At 75.3% G+C, this 13,587-nt stretch carries 13 protein-coding genes; 8 read left to right on the top strand and 5 right to left on the bottom strand.

Annotation, left to right across the window (positions count from 1 at the left end):
• Positions 1–10: 10 nt before the first annotated feature.
• Together ADY01_RS22890 and ADY01_RS22885 are read right to left on the bottom strand one after the other, a co-directional pair.
• Positions 11–763 carry a GntR family transcriptional regulator gene (locus ADY01_RS22890; RefSeq protein WP_049576913.1) on the bottom strand — a complete coding sequence of 251 codons (753 nt, stop codon included), beginning with the start codon at positions 761–763 and terminating at the stop codon, positions 11–13.
• Between the two features lie 28 nt (positions 764–791).
• Positions 792–2,966 (bottom strand): alpha-N-acetylglucosaminidase, encoded by a 2,175-nt coding sequence (locus tag ADY01_RS22885; RefSeq protein ID WP_049576911.1) that lies wholly within the window; start codon positions 2,964–2,966, stop codon positions 792–794.
• 204 nt (positions 2,967–3,170) lie between these two features.
• On the opposite strand from ADY01_RS22885, the gene ADY01_RS36125 reads away from it, so the two are divergent.
• Genes ADY01_RS36125 through ADY01_RS22860 form a run of 5 tightly spaced genes read left to right on the top strand, consistent with a single transcriptional unit; the run spans position 3,171 to position 8,109 of the window.
• Entirely contained in the window at positions 3,171–4,214 is a 1,044-nt protein-coding gene (locus ADY01_RS36125; RefSeq protein ID WP_053171111.1) for an N-acetylglucosamine kinase, read from the top strand.
• Positions 4,211–4,960, top strand: a complete 750-nt coding sequence (locus tag ADY01_RS22875; protein ID WP_049576909.1) for a sugar isomerase domain-containing protein — start codon at positions 4,211–4,213, stop codon at positions 4,958–4,960. The genes ADY01_RS36125 and ADY01_RS22875 overlap by 4 nt, the downstream gene beginning before the upstream one ends.
• Positions 4,961–5,010: 50 nt before the next feature.
• On the top strand, positions 5,011–6,357 hold the full coding sequence (locus ADY01_RS22870; RefSeq protein ID WP_049576906.1) for an ABC transporter substrate-binding protein: 1,347 nt from the start codon (positions 5,011–5,013) through the stop codon (positions 6,355–6,357).
• Entirely contained in the window at positions 6,338–7,258 is a 921-nt protein-coding gene (locus ADY01_RS22865; RefSeq protein WP_049576904.1) for a carbohydrate ABC transporter permease, read from the top strand. Before ADY01_RS22870 ends, ADY01_RS22865 begins: the two co-directional genes overlap by 20 nt.
• Entirely contained in the window at positions 7,255–8,109 is an 855-nt protein-coding gene (locus ADY01_RS22860; protein ID WP_049576902.1) for a carbohydrate ABC transporter permease, read from the top strand. The genes ADY01_RS22865 and ADY01_RS22860 overlap by 4 nt, the downstream gene beginning before the upstream one ends.
• Positions 8,110–8,134: 25 nt before the next feature.
• Here ADY01_RS22860 and ADY01_RS22855 read toward each other — a convergent pair whose 3' ends face one another.
• On the bottom strand, positions 8,135–9,001 hold the full coding sequence (locus ADY01_RS22855) for an NAD(P)H-binding protein (protein ID WP_049576899.1): 867 nt from the start codon (positions 8,999–9,001) through the stop codon (positions 8,135–8,137).
• A gap of 62 nt (positions 9,002–9,063) precedes the next feature.
• On the opposite strand from ADY01_RS22855, the gene ADY01_RS22850 reads away from it, so the two are divergent.
• Complete coding sequence (locus ADY01_RS22850; RefSeq protein ID WP_234320361.1) at positions 9,064–9,948, top strand: TetR/AcrR family transcriptional regulator; 885 nt, start codon at positions 9,064–9,066, stop codon at positions 9,946–9,948.
• A gap of 22 nt (positions 9,949–9,970) precedes the next feature.
• On the opposite strand, the gene ADY01_RS22845 is transcribed toward ADY01_RS22850, so the two are convergent.
• The gene (locus ADY01_RS22845; protein ID WP_049576916.1) at positions 9,971–11,068 is read right to left on the bottom strand and encodes an AraC family transcriptional regulator; all 1,098 of its coding nucleotides are present in this window, start codon (positions 11,066–11,068) and stop codon (positions 9,971–9,973) included.
• A gap of 92 nt (positions 11,069–11,160) precedes the next feature.
• Between ADY01_RS22845 and ADY01_RS22840 the strand changes: the two genes are divergently transcribed.
• Together ADY01_RS22840 and ADY01_RS39250 are read left to right on the top strand one after the other, a co-directional pair.
• A complete protein-coding gene (locus ADY01_RS22840) occupies positions 11,161–12,006 on the top strand; it encodes an NAD(P)H-binding protein (protein ID WP_049576896.1) in 846 nt (281 codons plus the stop codon).
• 261 nt (positions 12,007–12,267) lie between these two features.
• Complete coding sequence (locus tag ADY01_RS39250; protein ID WP_049576889.1) at positions 12,268–12,447, top strand: hypothetical protein; 180 nt, start codon at positions 12,268–12,270, stop codon at positions 12,445–12,447.
• Between the two features lie 69 nt (positions 12,448–12,516).
• On the opposite strand, the gene ADY01_RS22830 is transcribed toward ADY01_RS39250, so the two are convergent.
• Positions 12,517–13,533 carry a LacI family DNA-binding transcriptional regulator gene (locus tag ADY01_RS22830; RefSeq protein WP_049576886.1) on the bottom strand — a complete coding sequence of 339 codons (1,017 nt, stop codon included), beginning with the start codon at positions 13,531–13,533 and terminating at the stop codon, positions 12,517–12,519.
• Positions 13,534–13,587: the final 54 nt, after the last annotated feature.

Here is a 13,587-nt window from a genome sequence, read left to right as displayed (position 1 = left end):
CCCCCACCCCCTACGTCACCACCAGCGAGAACTCGTACAGATCCCCCCGGCACAACGACTCCCCGTACTCCACAACGTGCCCGGTGCCGTCGAACGCGGTCCGCCGCACCAGCAGTGCCGCCGAGCCCTCCCGTACCCCCAGCAGTCCCGCCTGGCGGCCCGTCACGTTGACCGCCCTGATCTGCTGCGTGGCCCGCGCCACCCGCACCCCGAACGTGTCGCGCAGCACCTCCGACAGCGACCCTTCGAGCAGCGGGGCGTCCAGCCCGGGGAAGCGCTCCGCCGACAGGTACACCGTTTCCAGGCAGACGGGGAACCCGTCGCCCAGGCGCAGCCGTTCGATGCGGTGCAGCGCGGTGCCCGGGTCCACGCCCAGCGCCGTGGCCTGGTGGAGGTCGGCCTCGATCCGTTCGGCGGCGAGCAGTTCGGAGCTGGGCCGGTAGCCGCGTGCCCGCAGGTCCTCGGAGAACGAGGTGAGCGCCGACGTCTTGGTGATCTGCGGATGCGAGACGAACGTGCCCACGCCCCGCACGCTGCGGATCAACCCCTCCTCGCGCAGCGCCTGGAGCGCGCGCCTGGCCGTCGACCGGCTGACCCGGTACCGCTCGGCCAGGCTCCGTTCCGTGGGCAGCGCCTCGTCCGGCTGCATCCGCGCGATGTCGGCGGCCAGCCGCCGCCGCAGCGCCTCGTGCTTGAACGCGTCGTTCCCCTCCGGACGGTCCTCGCCCCGTCCGTCGTTCGCGCGTCTTTCCTCGACCGTCACATCCGTCTCCGCGGCTCGCACGTGTCTGCTATCCGAGATTGTCGCGGTAACGGGCCAGGAGCGTGCGCGCGACGTCGGGCGTCGCGCCCGCTGGCGCGTCCTCGCGCGGGGGCGCCGGGTCGCCGGTGGTGGCGATCCACCGCTCCTCCCAGGCGATCAGCTCCGCCTCGAACTCCTCGGCGGGAAAAGGGGATCCGGCGGCCAGGGCCCCGGCGACCCGCTCGTGCCAGCGCCGCCAGCGCGGGAGGTGGAAGGAACGCACCAGGCCCGCCCAGTGCCGTCCCGCGTAGTCGTGCAACTCGCTGGTGCCGTGGCCCCACACGGTGAGGATCCGCCGGGCGTTCGCCTCGTAGAGCGCGGCCTCGGCGGGCGTCCCGGCCCAGCTCCGCGCGTCCGCCAGCCAGTCGTCCAGCTGGTACTCGGGCCGGGTGGCCAGGATCGCGTCCAGGTCGGCGACGGCGGTCAGCAGCGCGTTCGCCGCCGCGTCGAACGCGCCGGCGTCCCGCGCCAGCGCCGCGTCCGCCGCCCGCTCCTGCCAGGCGCACGCCGCGTGGGTGAGCAACTGGGCGGTGACGTCGCACAGGTCGCGGCCGAGCGGCCCCGCGCCGTCCTCGTCCCTCGCCTCGGCGGCCAGCAGCGCCGCCGCCTCGGCCAGGCCCGGCGGGGGCGTGGGGGAGGCGGGCGTCGCCAGGTGCACGGGCAGCCCGGGGCGCAGGTCCCCCCTCAGCGTGGGGCGGCAGACGACGACCGAGCCCGGCGGGCCGGGGCCCTCCACGGCGTAGACGGAGGCGTGCAGCAGCTCCCAGGCGCGCACCAGCCCCGGCGTCCGGCGGCCGTACCTGGCCTCGACCCAACCGCCCAGCCAGGCGGGCACGTTGTCGACGCGGCCGTGCCAGGCCACGTCGGCGAGCAGCTCGTAGAGCACCGGGTCGGAGCCGAACGCCTCCATGCTCGCGCCGATCCCGGACAGCGAGCCGCCGTCCCGGTCGGCGCCCGCCTCGGCCGGTCCCGTGGCGACCTCGTCGAGCCGCCCGTACATCCCCGGCCGGCCGCCCAGGCTGTGCAGCGCGCACCAGACCCATGGTTTGCCCCGGTACCCGCCGGTGCGCCGCCAGACCGGCCGGTGCTCGGCCCACAGGTCGAGGACCAGCATCCGGTCGTCCGGGACGGCGCCGAGGAAGGCCGCGGTCCGCTCCGGCGTCCAGTAGTCGGAGAGGTAGGAGAACGGCCACGCCTGGAGCACCCAGGTCGCCCGGTCGTCCACGGCGGTCATCGCTCCGTGGACGGCGCGCGCCACGCGGGCCACGCCCTCCGGGTCGTCGGCGGGGGGCGTCGTCTCGATGAACGGGTCGGCGGCATAGAGGTGGTCGGTGCCGAACAGCGCGGTCTGCTCGGTCAGCAGGGCCGTTCCGAACTCCTCGAACAGCGGGTCGCGGGGATCGAGCAGGGTGACCTCGAAGTCCCACCAGGGCAGGGTTTTCGCTGCGGCGCCGCGGGCCGCCGCCAGCTCCGCCGGGACATGGCCGGAGAAGCCCTGGAGGACCGGGCGCATGCCGAGGGAACGCTCCCGGTCCAGGATCCGGCGGCCGAGCGCGGCGTGGTCCTCGATCCAGCTCCGCGGCAGCGGGCCGCCCCATCCGGCGGCCGAGGCGAGCCAGTTCCACGGGAGCCAGGCCGGGCCGCCGAGGAAGCGCCGCGCCGCCTCGTCGTCCAGCCCCGCGTTCATCAGGGTCCGGTGCCAGGCGGCCTCCGCGCCGGTCATGGCCAGCGGGGTGGTCACCCCGTGCAGCGCCATCCAGTCGATGTGCCGCTGCCAGCGCTCCCAGTCCCAGAACGCGGTGGTGTACCCGAAGGTGCAGACGTTGAAGTGGTAACGGTGCCGGTAGGGCGAGGCGACCCGGGCGGGCGTGCCGGTGCGGGGCAGGCGCTCCGGCAGCGTGGGGACGGGGGCGTCCCAGGTGACCTGCGTCCGGCAGGCCGTGCGCAGATACCAGCGCAGGGCGGAGGCGACCGCGACCCCGCTGGACCCGGCGAGGGTCACGCCCCCGGCGTCCGCGTCCACCTCGAACCAGTCGGCCGCGCCGCTGTCGCCCGGGACCACCCGGGCGGTGAACTCCCCGGCCCGCTCGCCGAGGACGCGCCCGAGCAGGAGGCGGGCGGCCGTGCCGTGGTCCTCGCCGGGTTCTTCCGGTGGCGTCGTCATCGTCAGGGTCCGCTCCCGCGTGAGGCTGCGCGTTCATCCGTGGTACGTACCACGAGCGGTCAGGCTAGGTGGCCTGGCCGAGGGGGTCAAGGGCTGAGCTGCGGGAACAGAGGTGCCTCGGGGGTCTGGTGCGCTCTCGACGTCCTCTGGTACGGTCCACAGCACTTCGGACGAGCGAGTGACGGGAAGGTGGGAGAGGACGCGATGCGGTCGATACCGAACGCCGCGGCACCCGCCGCGGTCCGTACCACGGGCCCCGGCCCCGGCCTCCCCGCCGGCGCCGTGACGGTCGCCGTCGACGGCGGGAAGACGGGCTGCCGGGCCGCGCTCTTCTCGGGGGCGACCCGGGTGGCCACGGTCGAGGGACCGGGTCTGCCGCACCCCGACGAGCCGGGCGCGGCACGGGTGATCGCGGCCCGCGTCCGCGCCCTGGTGGACCTGCTGCCGGAGGCGGCCCACCGCCCGGCCGCCCTGGTCGCCGGGCTCACCGGCGTCACCGGCCACCCGGCGAGCGCCGCTGACCTCCCCGCCCGCCTCCGGGCGGCGGGCGCCGACGCCGGGACCGTGATCGTCTGCGGCGACATCGTCACCTCCTACGCCGGTGCCCTCGGCCCCCGGCCCGGCGTCGTCCTGGCCGCCGGCACCGGGACGATCGTCCTCGGCGTCGGCCCCGACGCGCGCACCGCCGTCGTCGACGGCTGGGGCCATCTGCTCGGCGACGCCGGAAGCGGCTGGGACATCGGGCGGCGCGCCCTCGACCTGGCGCTGCGCGAGGAGGACGGCAGGGGAGGCTCCCCGGCCCTGTGGGCCCTCGCGGTCCGGCGCTTCGGCCCGCTGCACGCCCTGCCCGCCCGCCTCGCCGCCGCCGAGCGCCCGGCCGAGGCCGTCGCGGCGTTCGTCCCGGACGTCGCCAGGGCCGCCGCGGCGGGCGACGGCCCGGCGCGTTCGCTGCTCGCGGACGCGGGGCGCGAGCTGGCGGCGGCGGTCGCGGCGGCGGCCGGGCTCACCCACCCCCACGACGGCACCGCGCCCATCCCCGTCGCCTGGACCGGCGGCCTCACCCGCTCCGGCGACCTCCTCACCGGCCCGCTCGCCCGCGAACTGGCCGCCCTCCTGCCCCGCGCCGCGCTCACGCCCCGGCGCGGCGACGCCCTCGACGGCGCACTCGCCCTCGCACGCGACCCAGGACCGCTCCATCCGCTTCTGCACCGCGCAGGCTCGACACCCCAGGTGGCCTCCTCCCCATGAACGCCGAACCCGCCTCCGCCGATCTCCTCTACTTCGACGCCCTCAGGGCCGGCCTCGCCACGCTCGCCGAGGCCGAGCGGCCCGCCATCGACCGCGCCGCCCGCGCCATGGCCGCGAGCATCGCGGCCGGGGGCGTGGTGCACTACTTCGGCAGCGGCCACTCCCAGCTCGTCGCCCTGGAGCCGCTGATGCGCGCGGGCGGCCTGGCGCCCGTCAACGTCGTCGCCGACCCGGCGCTCTCCCCGACCGCCCCCCGCCACGCGGGCGCCGCCGAACGCGTCAGCGGCTACGCGGCGGCGATCCTCCCCACCGCCGGCATCAGGCCGGGCGAGGTCGTGATCGTCGTCTCCAACTCCGGCATCAACCCGGTGCCCGTCGAATTCGCCCTCGGCGCCCGGGAGTCGGGGGCCACGGTGGTGGCCCTCACCAACCGCGCCCACTCGCTGGCGGCCCGGCCCCGGCACGCGGGCGGGCGGCGGCTGCTGGACGTCGCCGACATCGTCATCGACACCCACGGCCGCCCCGGCGACACCGTGGTGCCCCTCGGCGAGCACGCCGTCGGCGCCCTGTCCACGGTGGTGGGCGCCGCCCTCGTCAACGCCCTCACCTGCCGCACCGCCCAACTCCTGGCCGAACTGCACGACATCACACCGCCGTTGATCATCTCGCAGAACACCGGCGGCGACGCCGAGGACCACAACCACGCGCTGCTCGAACGGGTCGGGGACCGCTGCCCCCGCGGCTGAGCCCCACCCACGCGACCGACCCGCCCCGCGAGACCGTAAGGAGGCAGACGATGACCACAACGCGCCGAGCGCGCCCCCCGCGCATCGCAGCGGCGGCGTGCGCCGTTGCCCTCGCGCTGCCGCTCACCGCCTGCGACGCGCTCACCCCCGGCAGCGACGCCGAGGCGCCGGGGCCCCGCGCCGCCCCCTCCTCGACCGCCGTGCCCGAGGAGGACATCACGCTGCGCCTCCAGTTCGCCGACGCGCCGCTGATGGTGGACGCGCTGATCGCCGCGTTCCAGGAGCGGCACCCGAACATCACCATCGAGCCGCAGTACAAGACGTTCTCCGACTACGTCAAGAACCTGAAGCTCACCATGACCTCGGACACCGCCCCCGACATCGCGCAGTACGCGGTCGGGATGAGCGACCTCGCCAGGGACGGCCACATCCTCGACCTCGCCCCGCTCCGCGAGTCCTACGGCTGGGACGCGGACGTCCCCCCGGTCAGCCTCGACCAGCTCACCGCGGGGCTGACCAGCGAGGCCACCGGCGGACCCGCCCTGTACGGCGTCCCGGCCGGGCTCTCCATGACCGGCATCTACTACAACAAGGAGCTCGCCGCGCAGGCGGGGATCGACGAACCGCCCGAGACCCTGGGCGAGTTCGAGGACCAGCTGGCCGCCGCCGAGGAGGCGGGCCTGACCCCGCTGAGCGTCGGCGCCCTCGACTCGGGCGGCCTGCACCTGTGGGCCGCCCTCCTCAACCAGATGATGCCCGTGGACGACTACGGGGACTGGGTCGACGGCGCCGAGGGTGCCACCGTCGAGACCGACGGCGCCCTGGCCGCCACCGAACGCGTCGTCGAGTGGGGCCGCGCGGGCTACTACGACGACTCCGCCAACGGCACCGGACAGGTCGACTCCACCGCCCGGTTCATCGGGGGTGACGCCGTCTTCCTCGTCAACGGCAACTGGGCCGCGGGCCAGCTGGCGGCCGGCATGGGCGACAACGTGGGCTTCTTCCCGATGCCGGGCGAACGCGCCGACGACCCCACGGTGGCCTCCGGCTTCAGCGTCTCCTACGCCGTCTCCTCCTCCACCGAACACCCCGAGGCCGCGGGCGCGTTCCTCGACTTCCTCACCTCGCCCGAGGCCGGGCGGATCATCAGCGACAACGGGTTCCTCCCCACCAACCGCGAGGGCGTGCCCGAACCGGAGGGCGTGCTCGCCGACGTCGCCGAGGGCCACGCGCGGGCGGTGGCCGACGACGGCATCACCACGTTCCCCGACTTCGCCGCCCCCGCCATGCTCGACGCGCTCCGCTCCGGCGTGCAGAAGCTCATCGCGGACCGCGTGACACCCGCCGACCACCTCGACTCACTTCAGGACGTGTGGGATGAACAACACGCGGAGTAGGCCGGTCCGCCCGGCCCCCCGCACGCGCCGGCGCGGCGCGTGGCGCGGCTACCTGTATGTGCTGCCCGCCCTGGCCGTCTACGCCGCCTTCGCGGTCCTGCCCGCCCTGCACACGGCGTACCTCTCCCTCTTCGAGTGGGACGGCGTGACGCTGGGCGAGTGGGTGGGCCTGGCCAACTACCAGGAGATATTCCAGGACCCGATCCTGCGCCGCTCCGTGGTCAACGCCCTGGTGCTGGTCGTCTTCTTCTCGGCCATCCCCATCGCGCTCGGCCTGGCGATGACGGGCCTCCTCGCGCGCTACCGGCGGCCGGGCATGGCGGCATACCGGTTCCTGTTCATGCTGCCGCAGGTCATTCCCCTGGTCGCCGTGGGCGTGACCTGGCGCTGGCTGTACGGGGACGACGGCATGGTCAACCAGGCGTTCGGCGCGGTCGGCCTCGGCGGGTTGGAACGGGCCTGGCTGGGCGACTTCGACCTCGCCCTCGTCGCCGTGGGCCTGGTCGGCACCTGGGTGCTGAGCGGCCTGTGCATGATGCTCTTCCTCAGCGGCGTGCAGAAGGTCGACCCCAGTCTCTACGAGGCGGCGCGGCTCGACGGGGCGGGCCCGGTGCGCGAGTTCGTCTCCGTCACCCTGCCGCACCTGCGGGGCGAGCTCTCCGTGGCCCTGACCGTGACCATGGTCGCCGCGCTGGCCAGCTTCGACATCGTCTACGTGACGACGAACGGCGGCCCCGGCGAGCAGACGACCGTGCCGGGCCTGCTCGTCTACCGGCTGGCGTTCTCCGACGGCAGGGTCGGCCTCGCCTCGGCCCTCGCGGTCGTCCTCGGCTGCCTGATCCTCGCCCTCGTCTTCATCGTCAACCGCCTGTCGAGGCCGGATCCGGAGGCCGCGTCATGAGCAGCGCCAGCAGTGTCAGCAGCGTCAACAGCGCCACCCGCGGTGAGCGCTGGTCGGGGTACACGCTCCTGACCGTGATGGCCATCGCGGTCGTCATCCCGTTCCTCAGCGTCTTCCTCGCCTCGGTCCAGCCCGCGGGAACGCCCGTGGTGGGCCTCGCCTGGCCCGAGCGGTGGAGCTGGGACAACTACGAACAGGCGTGGTCCGTCGCCGGGTTCTCCGACCTGATCCGCAACAGCCTGGTCATCGCGGTCGGCGTCGTTCCCGCCACCCTGGTCCTGGCCGCGCTGGCGGGCTACGCGCTCGGCACCATGCGGCTGCCCGGCGGCAACGCGGTGGCCGCCTTCTTCATCGCGGGCCTCACCATCCCGGTGGAACTGATCGTCGTCCCCCTCTACTACGACCTGCGGGGGCTGGGCCTGACCAACTCCCACCTGGGCGTGATCCTGGTGGAGATCGCGCTGTTCATGCCGTTCGGCGTCTTCTGGATGCGGACCCACTTCGCCTCCACGCCGCCCTCCCTCATCGAGGCGGCCAGGATCGACGGCGCCTCCTCGTTCACCGTGCTGGTGCGCATCCTGCTGCCGCTGGCCCGCCCCTCCCTGATGACCCTGGGCCTGCTGGTCTTCATGTGGTCGTGGAACCAGTTCCTGCTGGTGCTGGTCCTCATCCAGGACACGACGATGCACACGGCCCCCGCCGGCCTCGGCTTCTTCGTCGGCCAGAACGGCACCGACATCCCCACCCTTGCCGCCGGGACGATCATCGTGATGCTGCCGATCCTGATCCTGTTCGTCCTCTTCCAGCGGAGCTTCATCGCGGGGCTGTTGCAGGGCGCCATGAAGGGGTAGGCCGGTCCGGGCGGGCGCCGCGGGGTCAGCGGAAGTCGTCCGCGTGGTCCCTGGCCCACCGGGCGAACGTGCGGGCGGGGCGGCCGGTGACCGCCTCGGCCGTGGGGAGGGGGCCGAGCCAGGACAGGTCGAAGTCCCCCGCCGCGTGGGGGTCCGCCTCGTTGCCCTCGTAGTCGGTGAAGCCGAGCAGGAAGTCCGCGTTGTCGGCGGCGAATCCGCCCTGCCGCAGGTACAGCTCCCGCGCCTCCTCCGGGGTCACCTTCTCGAAGCGGACCGGCTCGCCGATGGCCTCCGCGATGGCGTCCACCTGGGCGCGCAGGCTGATCGGCTCGGGGCCGTTGAGGTCGTAGGCCGCCCCCAGGTGGCCGTCCTCCAGCAGCGCGGCGACGGCGACATCGGCGATGTCCCGCTCGTGCACCGGCAGCCAGGCCGCGTCCGGGTTCGGGTCGCGCACCACCCGCTCCGCCCGTATGGAGGGGCCCCACAGCTCCACCTTGTTGTGCGCGAACTCGCCCGGCCGCACATGCGTCCACTCCAGGCCCGACTCCTCGACGGCCCGCTCCACCGGCAGGTGGAACGTCGTGTCGAAGCCCCCGGTGACCGCCCCCGAGGACAGGACCACGATGCGCCGCACGCCCGCCTCCCCGGCCGCGGCGACCACCTCGCGGGCCGTCCTCGCGACGGGGAAGAGGTACATCCGCTCCACGCCCGCGAGCGCGGCCCGCAGCGAGGCCGGGTCCCCCAGATCGCCCCCGACGACCTCCGCCCCCTCGGGGAGCGTCGCCCCCGCGGGGGCGCGCGTCATCGCGCGCACCTCCACCCCCGCGCGGATGAGCTCCCCGGTCACCACCCGGCCGACCGTTCCCGTCGCGCCCGTCACCAGCACCCGCATGCCCAACCCCTCCAGAGGCCGTCCCGAATTTTCCGTATGCCGTACGGGAACGACATTACCGTATGCTCTACGGGATTGTTGACGCCGGTCACGGCCGGGCCGACGACGGGAGCGCGATGGAGGGAAGCGGGCGAGGGGACCCGGGCAGAACGCTGCGGCTGCTCTGGCGCGAGAGCGCCGGCGGCTCGGCGGCCGGCTCCCGCTCGGCGGCCGGCGGCGGTCGCGGCGACGAGGGCGGCGACGGCGCCGAGCGCCCGGCGCGCGGCAGGCGCCCGCGCGTCACGGTGGAGGACATCGTGGCCGCGGCCATGGCGGTGGCCGACCGCGAGGGCGCGGACGAGCTGACCATGAAGACGGTGGCCGCCGAGCTCCGCGTCGGCACCATGACGCTCTACACCCACGTTCCGGGCAAGGCCGAGCTCGTCGACCTGATGGTGGACGCCGCCTGGCGCGAACTCGCGCTGCCCACCGGCTCCGAGCCCCGGCCCGAGGGCTGGCGCGCGCAGGTCGAGCTCTACGCCGCCCGCATGTTCGCGGTCCACGGCCGCCACCCCTGGCTGGGCAGGATGACCACCGTGCGCCCCCCGCTGGGCCCCGGCCTGATGGCGCGCCAGGAGTTCCTGACCGCCGCGCTGAACGGCATCGGCCTCGCCCCGGCCGAGGCCGACTCCGCGGTCGTCGCCCTCGTCACCTTCGTCGACACGGCGGCGGGGATCCAGGCGGAGCACGCCCACCTGGAGCGCGTCAGCGGGCAGTCGGACGCGGACTGGTGGGGCGCGCGCCAGGAGTTCTGGCACGACATCTTCGACGAGGACCGCTACCCCGCCATCGCCCGGTCGTGGCGCGCGGGAGGGCTCTCGCGCGGCGCCGTCGAGGCCGCCGCGGGCGCGGCGCGGTTCGGGCTGCGCGGACTCATGGACGGCATCGAGGCCGCCCTGAGGCGCTGACGCGGCGCGGCAGTCCGCCCGGCTACGAGGGGCGCGCCATCTCCCGTGGCGAAAGGGCCCGTTCGGCCCGCGCCCCGGGCTCCTCCACCGCCCGGCCCCGGCCCCGGTGCCCGCCCCCGCCGGTCCGGCCGCTCCGGTGCTCGGTCGGGGACGTGCCGTAGCGCCGCTTGAAGGCGACGCTCAGCGAGAACGCGTTGGCATAGCCGACCCGGCCGGCGACCGACCCCACCGTGGCGTCCGTCTCGCGCAGCAGATCGGCCGCCAACGCCGTGCGCCAGCCCGCGAGATAGCTCATCGGCGGCTCCCCGACCAGCTCGGTGAAGCGCCGTGCGAACGCCGCCCGCGACACGCCCGCCTCGGCCGCGAGAGCGGCCACGGTCCAGCGGTGGGCGGGCCGTTCGTGCAGCAGCCGCAGCGCGCCACCCACCGACGGGTCGTCCAGCGCCCGGTACCACGCCGGGGCGTGCGTCCCCGGCCGGGCGAGCCAGCCGCGCAGCGTGGCGATCAGCAGCAGGTCGAGCAGCCGGTCCAGGACCAGTTGCTGCCCCGGCCGGGCCTTGTCCACCTCGGCCGCGACCAGTTCGAGCAGCGCCCGGTGCTCGCCGTCGCCCGCGCCGAGCACCAGCGTCCCGGGCAGCATCGCGAGCAGCCGCTCGCTGACCTCGCCCCGGCGCTCGTACGCACCGCTGAGCAGCAGCGCCGAGCCGTCCCTGCTGGTCCCGCACGTCCGCGGGCCGAGCCGGAACACCTCGCCCTCCGCCTCCTCCGCCGCCCCGTCCGGCGCGCCCGCCCCGTCCGGCGCGTCGCAGTAGTCGGCGCCGGTGACCAGGCGGCGCTGGGGAGTGGCGGGGGTGTCGGCGACGGTGAACGGGGCGGGGCCGCGCAGGATCGCCACGTCGCCGGGGCCCAGCCGGACGGGCCGCCCCGCGCCCGCCGTTCCGCCGCCCGCCGTTCCCTCGCCCGTGGGGGGAACGAGCCACGCCTCGCCGCGCACCATGGTGACCAGCGTCAGGGGCACGCCGGTGGCGAACCGCAGCGCCCAGGGCGGGTCCATGACCGCCTGCGCGAACAGCGCGCCCCGCGCCCTGACCCCGTCCAGCAGTTCGGTGAACATGTCCACCCCGCCACTGTAGATCCGCCGTGGACGCACGGACATCGATCCGATCCCCATGGCCATGGCCCGTCTCGCCGAGGGCGTCTTGACTGGGGCCCATGACACAGCAACCCCTTCTCGTCATCGGCGGAACCGGCATCACCGGCAGCAGGGTGGTGACCCGGCTCCGGGCGCGCGGAGCCGAGGTCCGCGTGGGCTCGCGCTCCGGCACGCCCCCCTTCGTCTGGCAGGACCGCGCCACCTGGGACCCGGTCCTCGGCGGCGCGCGGGCGGTGTACGTGGTGCCGCTCGACGGCGCGCTGCTCACCCGGCCCCTGGTCGAGCGCGCCGTCGAACTCGGCGTCCCGCGCATCGTGTTGCTGTCGGGCCGCGGCGTGGACGTGCCCGGCTACGCCCCGGAGACCAGCGCGCTGGGCGCGACCCACGTGGACGGCGAGGCCGCCGTGCGGGCCAGTGGCGTCGCCTGGACGATCGTGCGGCCCGGGTGGTTCGCGCAGAACTTCAGCGAGGGCTTCCTGCGGGACGACGTCCTGGCCGGGGAGCTGCGGCTGCCCGGCGGCGACGGCGCGGCCAGCTTCGTGGACGCGGAGGACATCGCGGACGTGGCGGTCGCCGCACTCACGGAGGAGGGCCACGCCGGGCGGATCTACGAGCTCTCGGGCCCACGCGCCCTGACCCTGGAGGAGGCGGCCGGGGAGATCGCCGAGGCGACGGGCCGCCCGGTGCGGTATGTGCCGCTCACGGTCGAGGAGTACACGTCCCACCTCACCGCCCAGGGCTGGTCCCCGGGCGACGCGCGGGACGCCGCCGATGCCGTGGCGCCCCTCCGGCGGGACCTGGACAGCCACCTCTCGCACGGCGTGCGGGAGGCGCTGGGCCGCGAGCCGGGGGACTTCTCGGCGTTCGTGAAGGAGGCGGTGCGGCAGGGGGCCTGGGGCGGCTGAGAATCCGGTGGCGCCGACGGGCGGCGGACGGGCGCGGGACGGGCGGTGGCCCGGGTGGCCGGGGACTCGGCCGGTTCGAGCCGGGGAGGACGGGGACCGGACGGACGGAGACCTCGTCCGCCGGGCCCTTCGGCGCGGACCCGGCTGCCGGGTCCGCGCCGCCGCGGGTCGCGGTCCTGACGGTGGCGCCGGCGCCACCGGTCGGGGAGAGTGGGGCCGAGCGACGGAAGACGGGGAGACGGGGAGACGGGGAGGCCGGGGATGAGGGTGGGCGTGGGCGTCGCGGTCGGCGTGGTGGTGATCGTCGTGGTGGTCGCCGCGAGCGTCAGCCTCGGCGACGAGCGCGCCCTCCTGCGCATCCTCGCCCTCGCCTCCGGCCTGGCGGCCCTCGCCGGCCTCCTCGGCCCCCGCCTGCGGAGGAGCCGAAGGCGCCGCCGCTGAGGCGGGGCCCGCCCCTGTTCATGTCCGGGTCCGGGTCCGGGCCACGGGGGCGAGGGGATCCGGGCGGGATCAGGTGGACTCCCGCACGATCAGGGAGGTCGGCAGGACCACCCGGTGGCGGGCGCTGCCGCGCCGGTTGATCTCCTGGAGCAGCAGCCGGGTGATGGTGCGGCCGATCTCCTCCACCGGCTGGCGCACGCTGGTGAGCGGCGGGTCGGTGTGGCGGGCCACGATCGAGTCGTCGAATCCGACCAGGGCCACGTCCTCCGGAACGCGCAGCCCGCCGCGGCGCAGCTCACCCAGGGCGCCCGCAGCCATCACGTCCGAGGCGGCGAAGACCGCGTCCAGGGAGGGGTGGCGCTCCAGCAGGGCGCGCATCGCCCGGCGCCCGCCCGCCTCGGTGAAGTCCGCGGGGACCGCGAGCGTCTCGTCCACGGCCAGCCCCCCGGCGGCGAGCGCCTCGCGCCAGCCCCGGAGCCTGCTGTGGCCGACGTCCATGTCCAGCGGCCCCGTGATCGTGCCGATCGAGCGGCGGCCCCGTTCCAGCAGGTGACGCACGGCCTCGGCGGCCCCGGCGGCGTTGTCGGAGTGCACATGGTTCAGCGGCTCGTCGGCGAAGCGGCGGCCCGCCAGGACCGTGGGCAGCCCCAGCGCCTCCAGCAGCTCGGGCAGCGGGTCGTCCCGGTGCACCGAGACCAGCAGCACCCCGTCCACGCGCCCCGCCGTCAGGAACTCGGTGAGCCGGTCGAGTTCACGCTGGTCCCGCACCAGGATCAGCAGCAGCTGGAGCTGCGTACCCGCCAGCCCGTCGCTCACGCCGCGGATGACGGCGGAGAAGTACGGCTCGGAGCCGAGGCGGCTCTCCGACTCGGGAATCACCAGGGCGACCGCGTTCGTCCGGCTGGTGACGAGCGAGCGGGCCACGGAGTTGGGCACGAAGTTGAGCTCGTCGATCGCGGCGAGCACCGCGGCCCTGGCCTCCTCGCTGACCAGCGGCGACCCGTTGAGCACGCGCGAGACGGTGGTGCGCCCCACCCCGGCCCGCGCCGCGACCGTCTTGATGGTGGGCCGCCGTTGTCCCGCCATGGCAGAACCGTTCCCCTCTCCGCGCGGCCCGCCCGCGCCCCCCTGGTCAACACA

This window comes from Streptomyces sp. SBT349 (genome assembly GCF_001083795.1).
Classification (GTDB): domain Bacteria; phylum Actinomycetota; class Actinomycetes; order Streptomycetales; family Streptomycetaceae; genus Streptomyces.
Note: the sequence above shows the minus strand (reverse complement) of the source record. Positions and strands in the feature narration are given on the sequence as shown.

Bases quoted from the DNA above. Each gene is read 5' to 3' on its own strand.
- ADY01_RS22885 (WP_049576911.1), bottom strand. From the start codon at position 2,966: ATGACGACGCCACCGGAAGAACCCGGCGAGGACCACGGCACGGCCGCC.
- ADY01_RS36125 (WP_053171111.1), top strand. From the start codon at position 3,171: ATGCGGTCGATACCGAACGCCGCGGCACCCGCCGCGGTCCGTACCACG.
- ADY01_RS22875 (WP_049576909.1), top strand. From the start codon at position 4,211: ATGAACGCCGAACCCGCCTCCGCCGATCTCCTCTACTTCGACGCCCTC.
- ADY01_RS22870 (WP_049576906.1), top strand. From the start codon at position 5,011: ATGACCACAACGCGCCGAGCGCGCCCCCCGCGCATCGCAGCGGCGGCG.
- ADY01_RS22865 (WP_049576904.1), top strand. From the start codon at position 6,338: ATGAACAACACGCGGAGTAGGCCGGTCCGCCCGGCCCCCCGCACGCGC.
- ADY01_RS22860 (WP_049576902.1), top strand. From the start codon at position 7,255: ATGAGCAGCGCCAGCAGTGTCAGCAGCGTCAACAGCGCCACCCGCGGT.
- ADY01_RS22855 (WP_049576899.1), bottom strand. From the start codon at position 9,001: ATGCGGGTGCTGGTGACGGGCGCGACGGGAACGGTCGGCCGGGTGGTG.
- ADY01_RS22850 (WP_234320361.1), top strand. From the start codon at position 9,064: ATGCTCTACGGGATTGTTGACGCCGGTCACGGCCGGGCCGACGACGGG.
- ADY01_RS22840 (WP_049576896.1), top strand. From the start codon at position 11,161: ATGACACAGCAACCCCTTCTCGTCATCGGCGGAACCGGCATCACCGGC.
- ADY01_RS39250 (WP_049576889.1), top strand. From the start codon at position 12,268: ATGAGGGTGGGCGTGGGCGTCGCGGTCGGCGTGGTGGTGATCGTCGTG.
- ADY01_RS22830 (WP_049576886.1), bottom strand. From the start codon at position 13,533: ATGGCGGGACAACGGCGGCCCACCATCAAGACGGTCGCGGCGCGGGCC.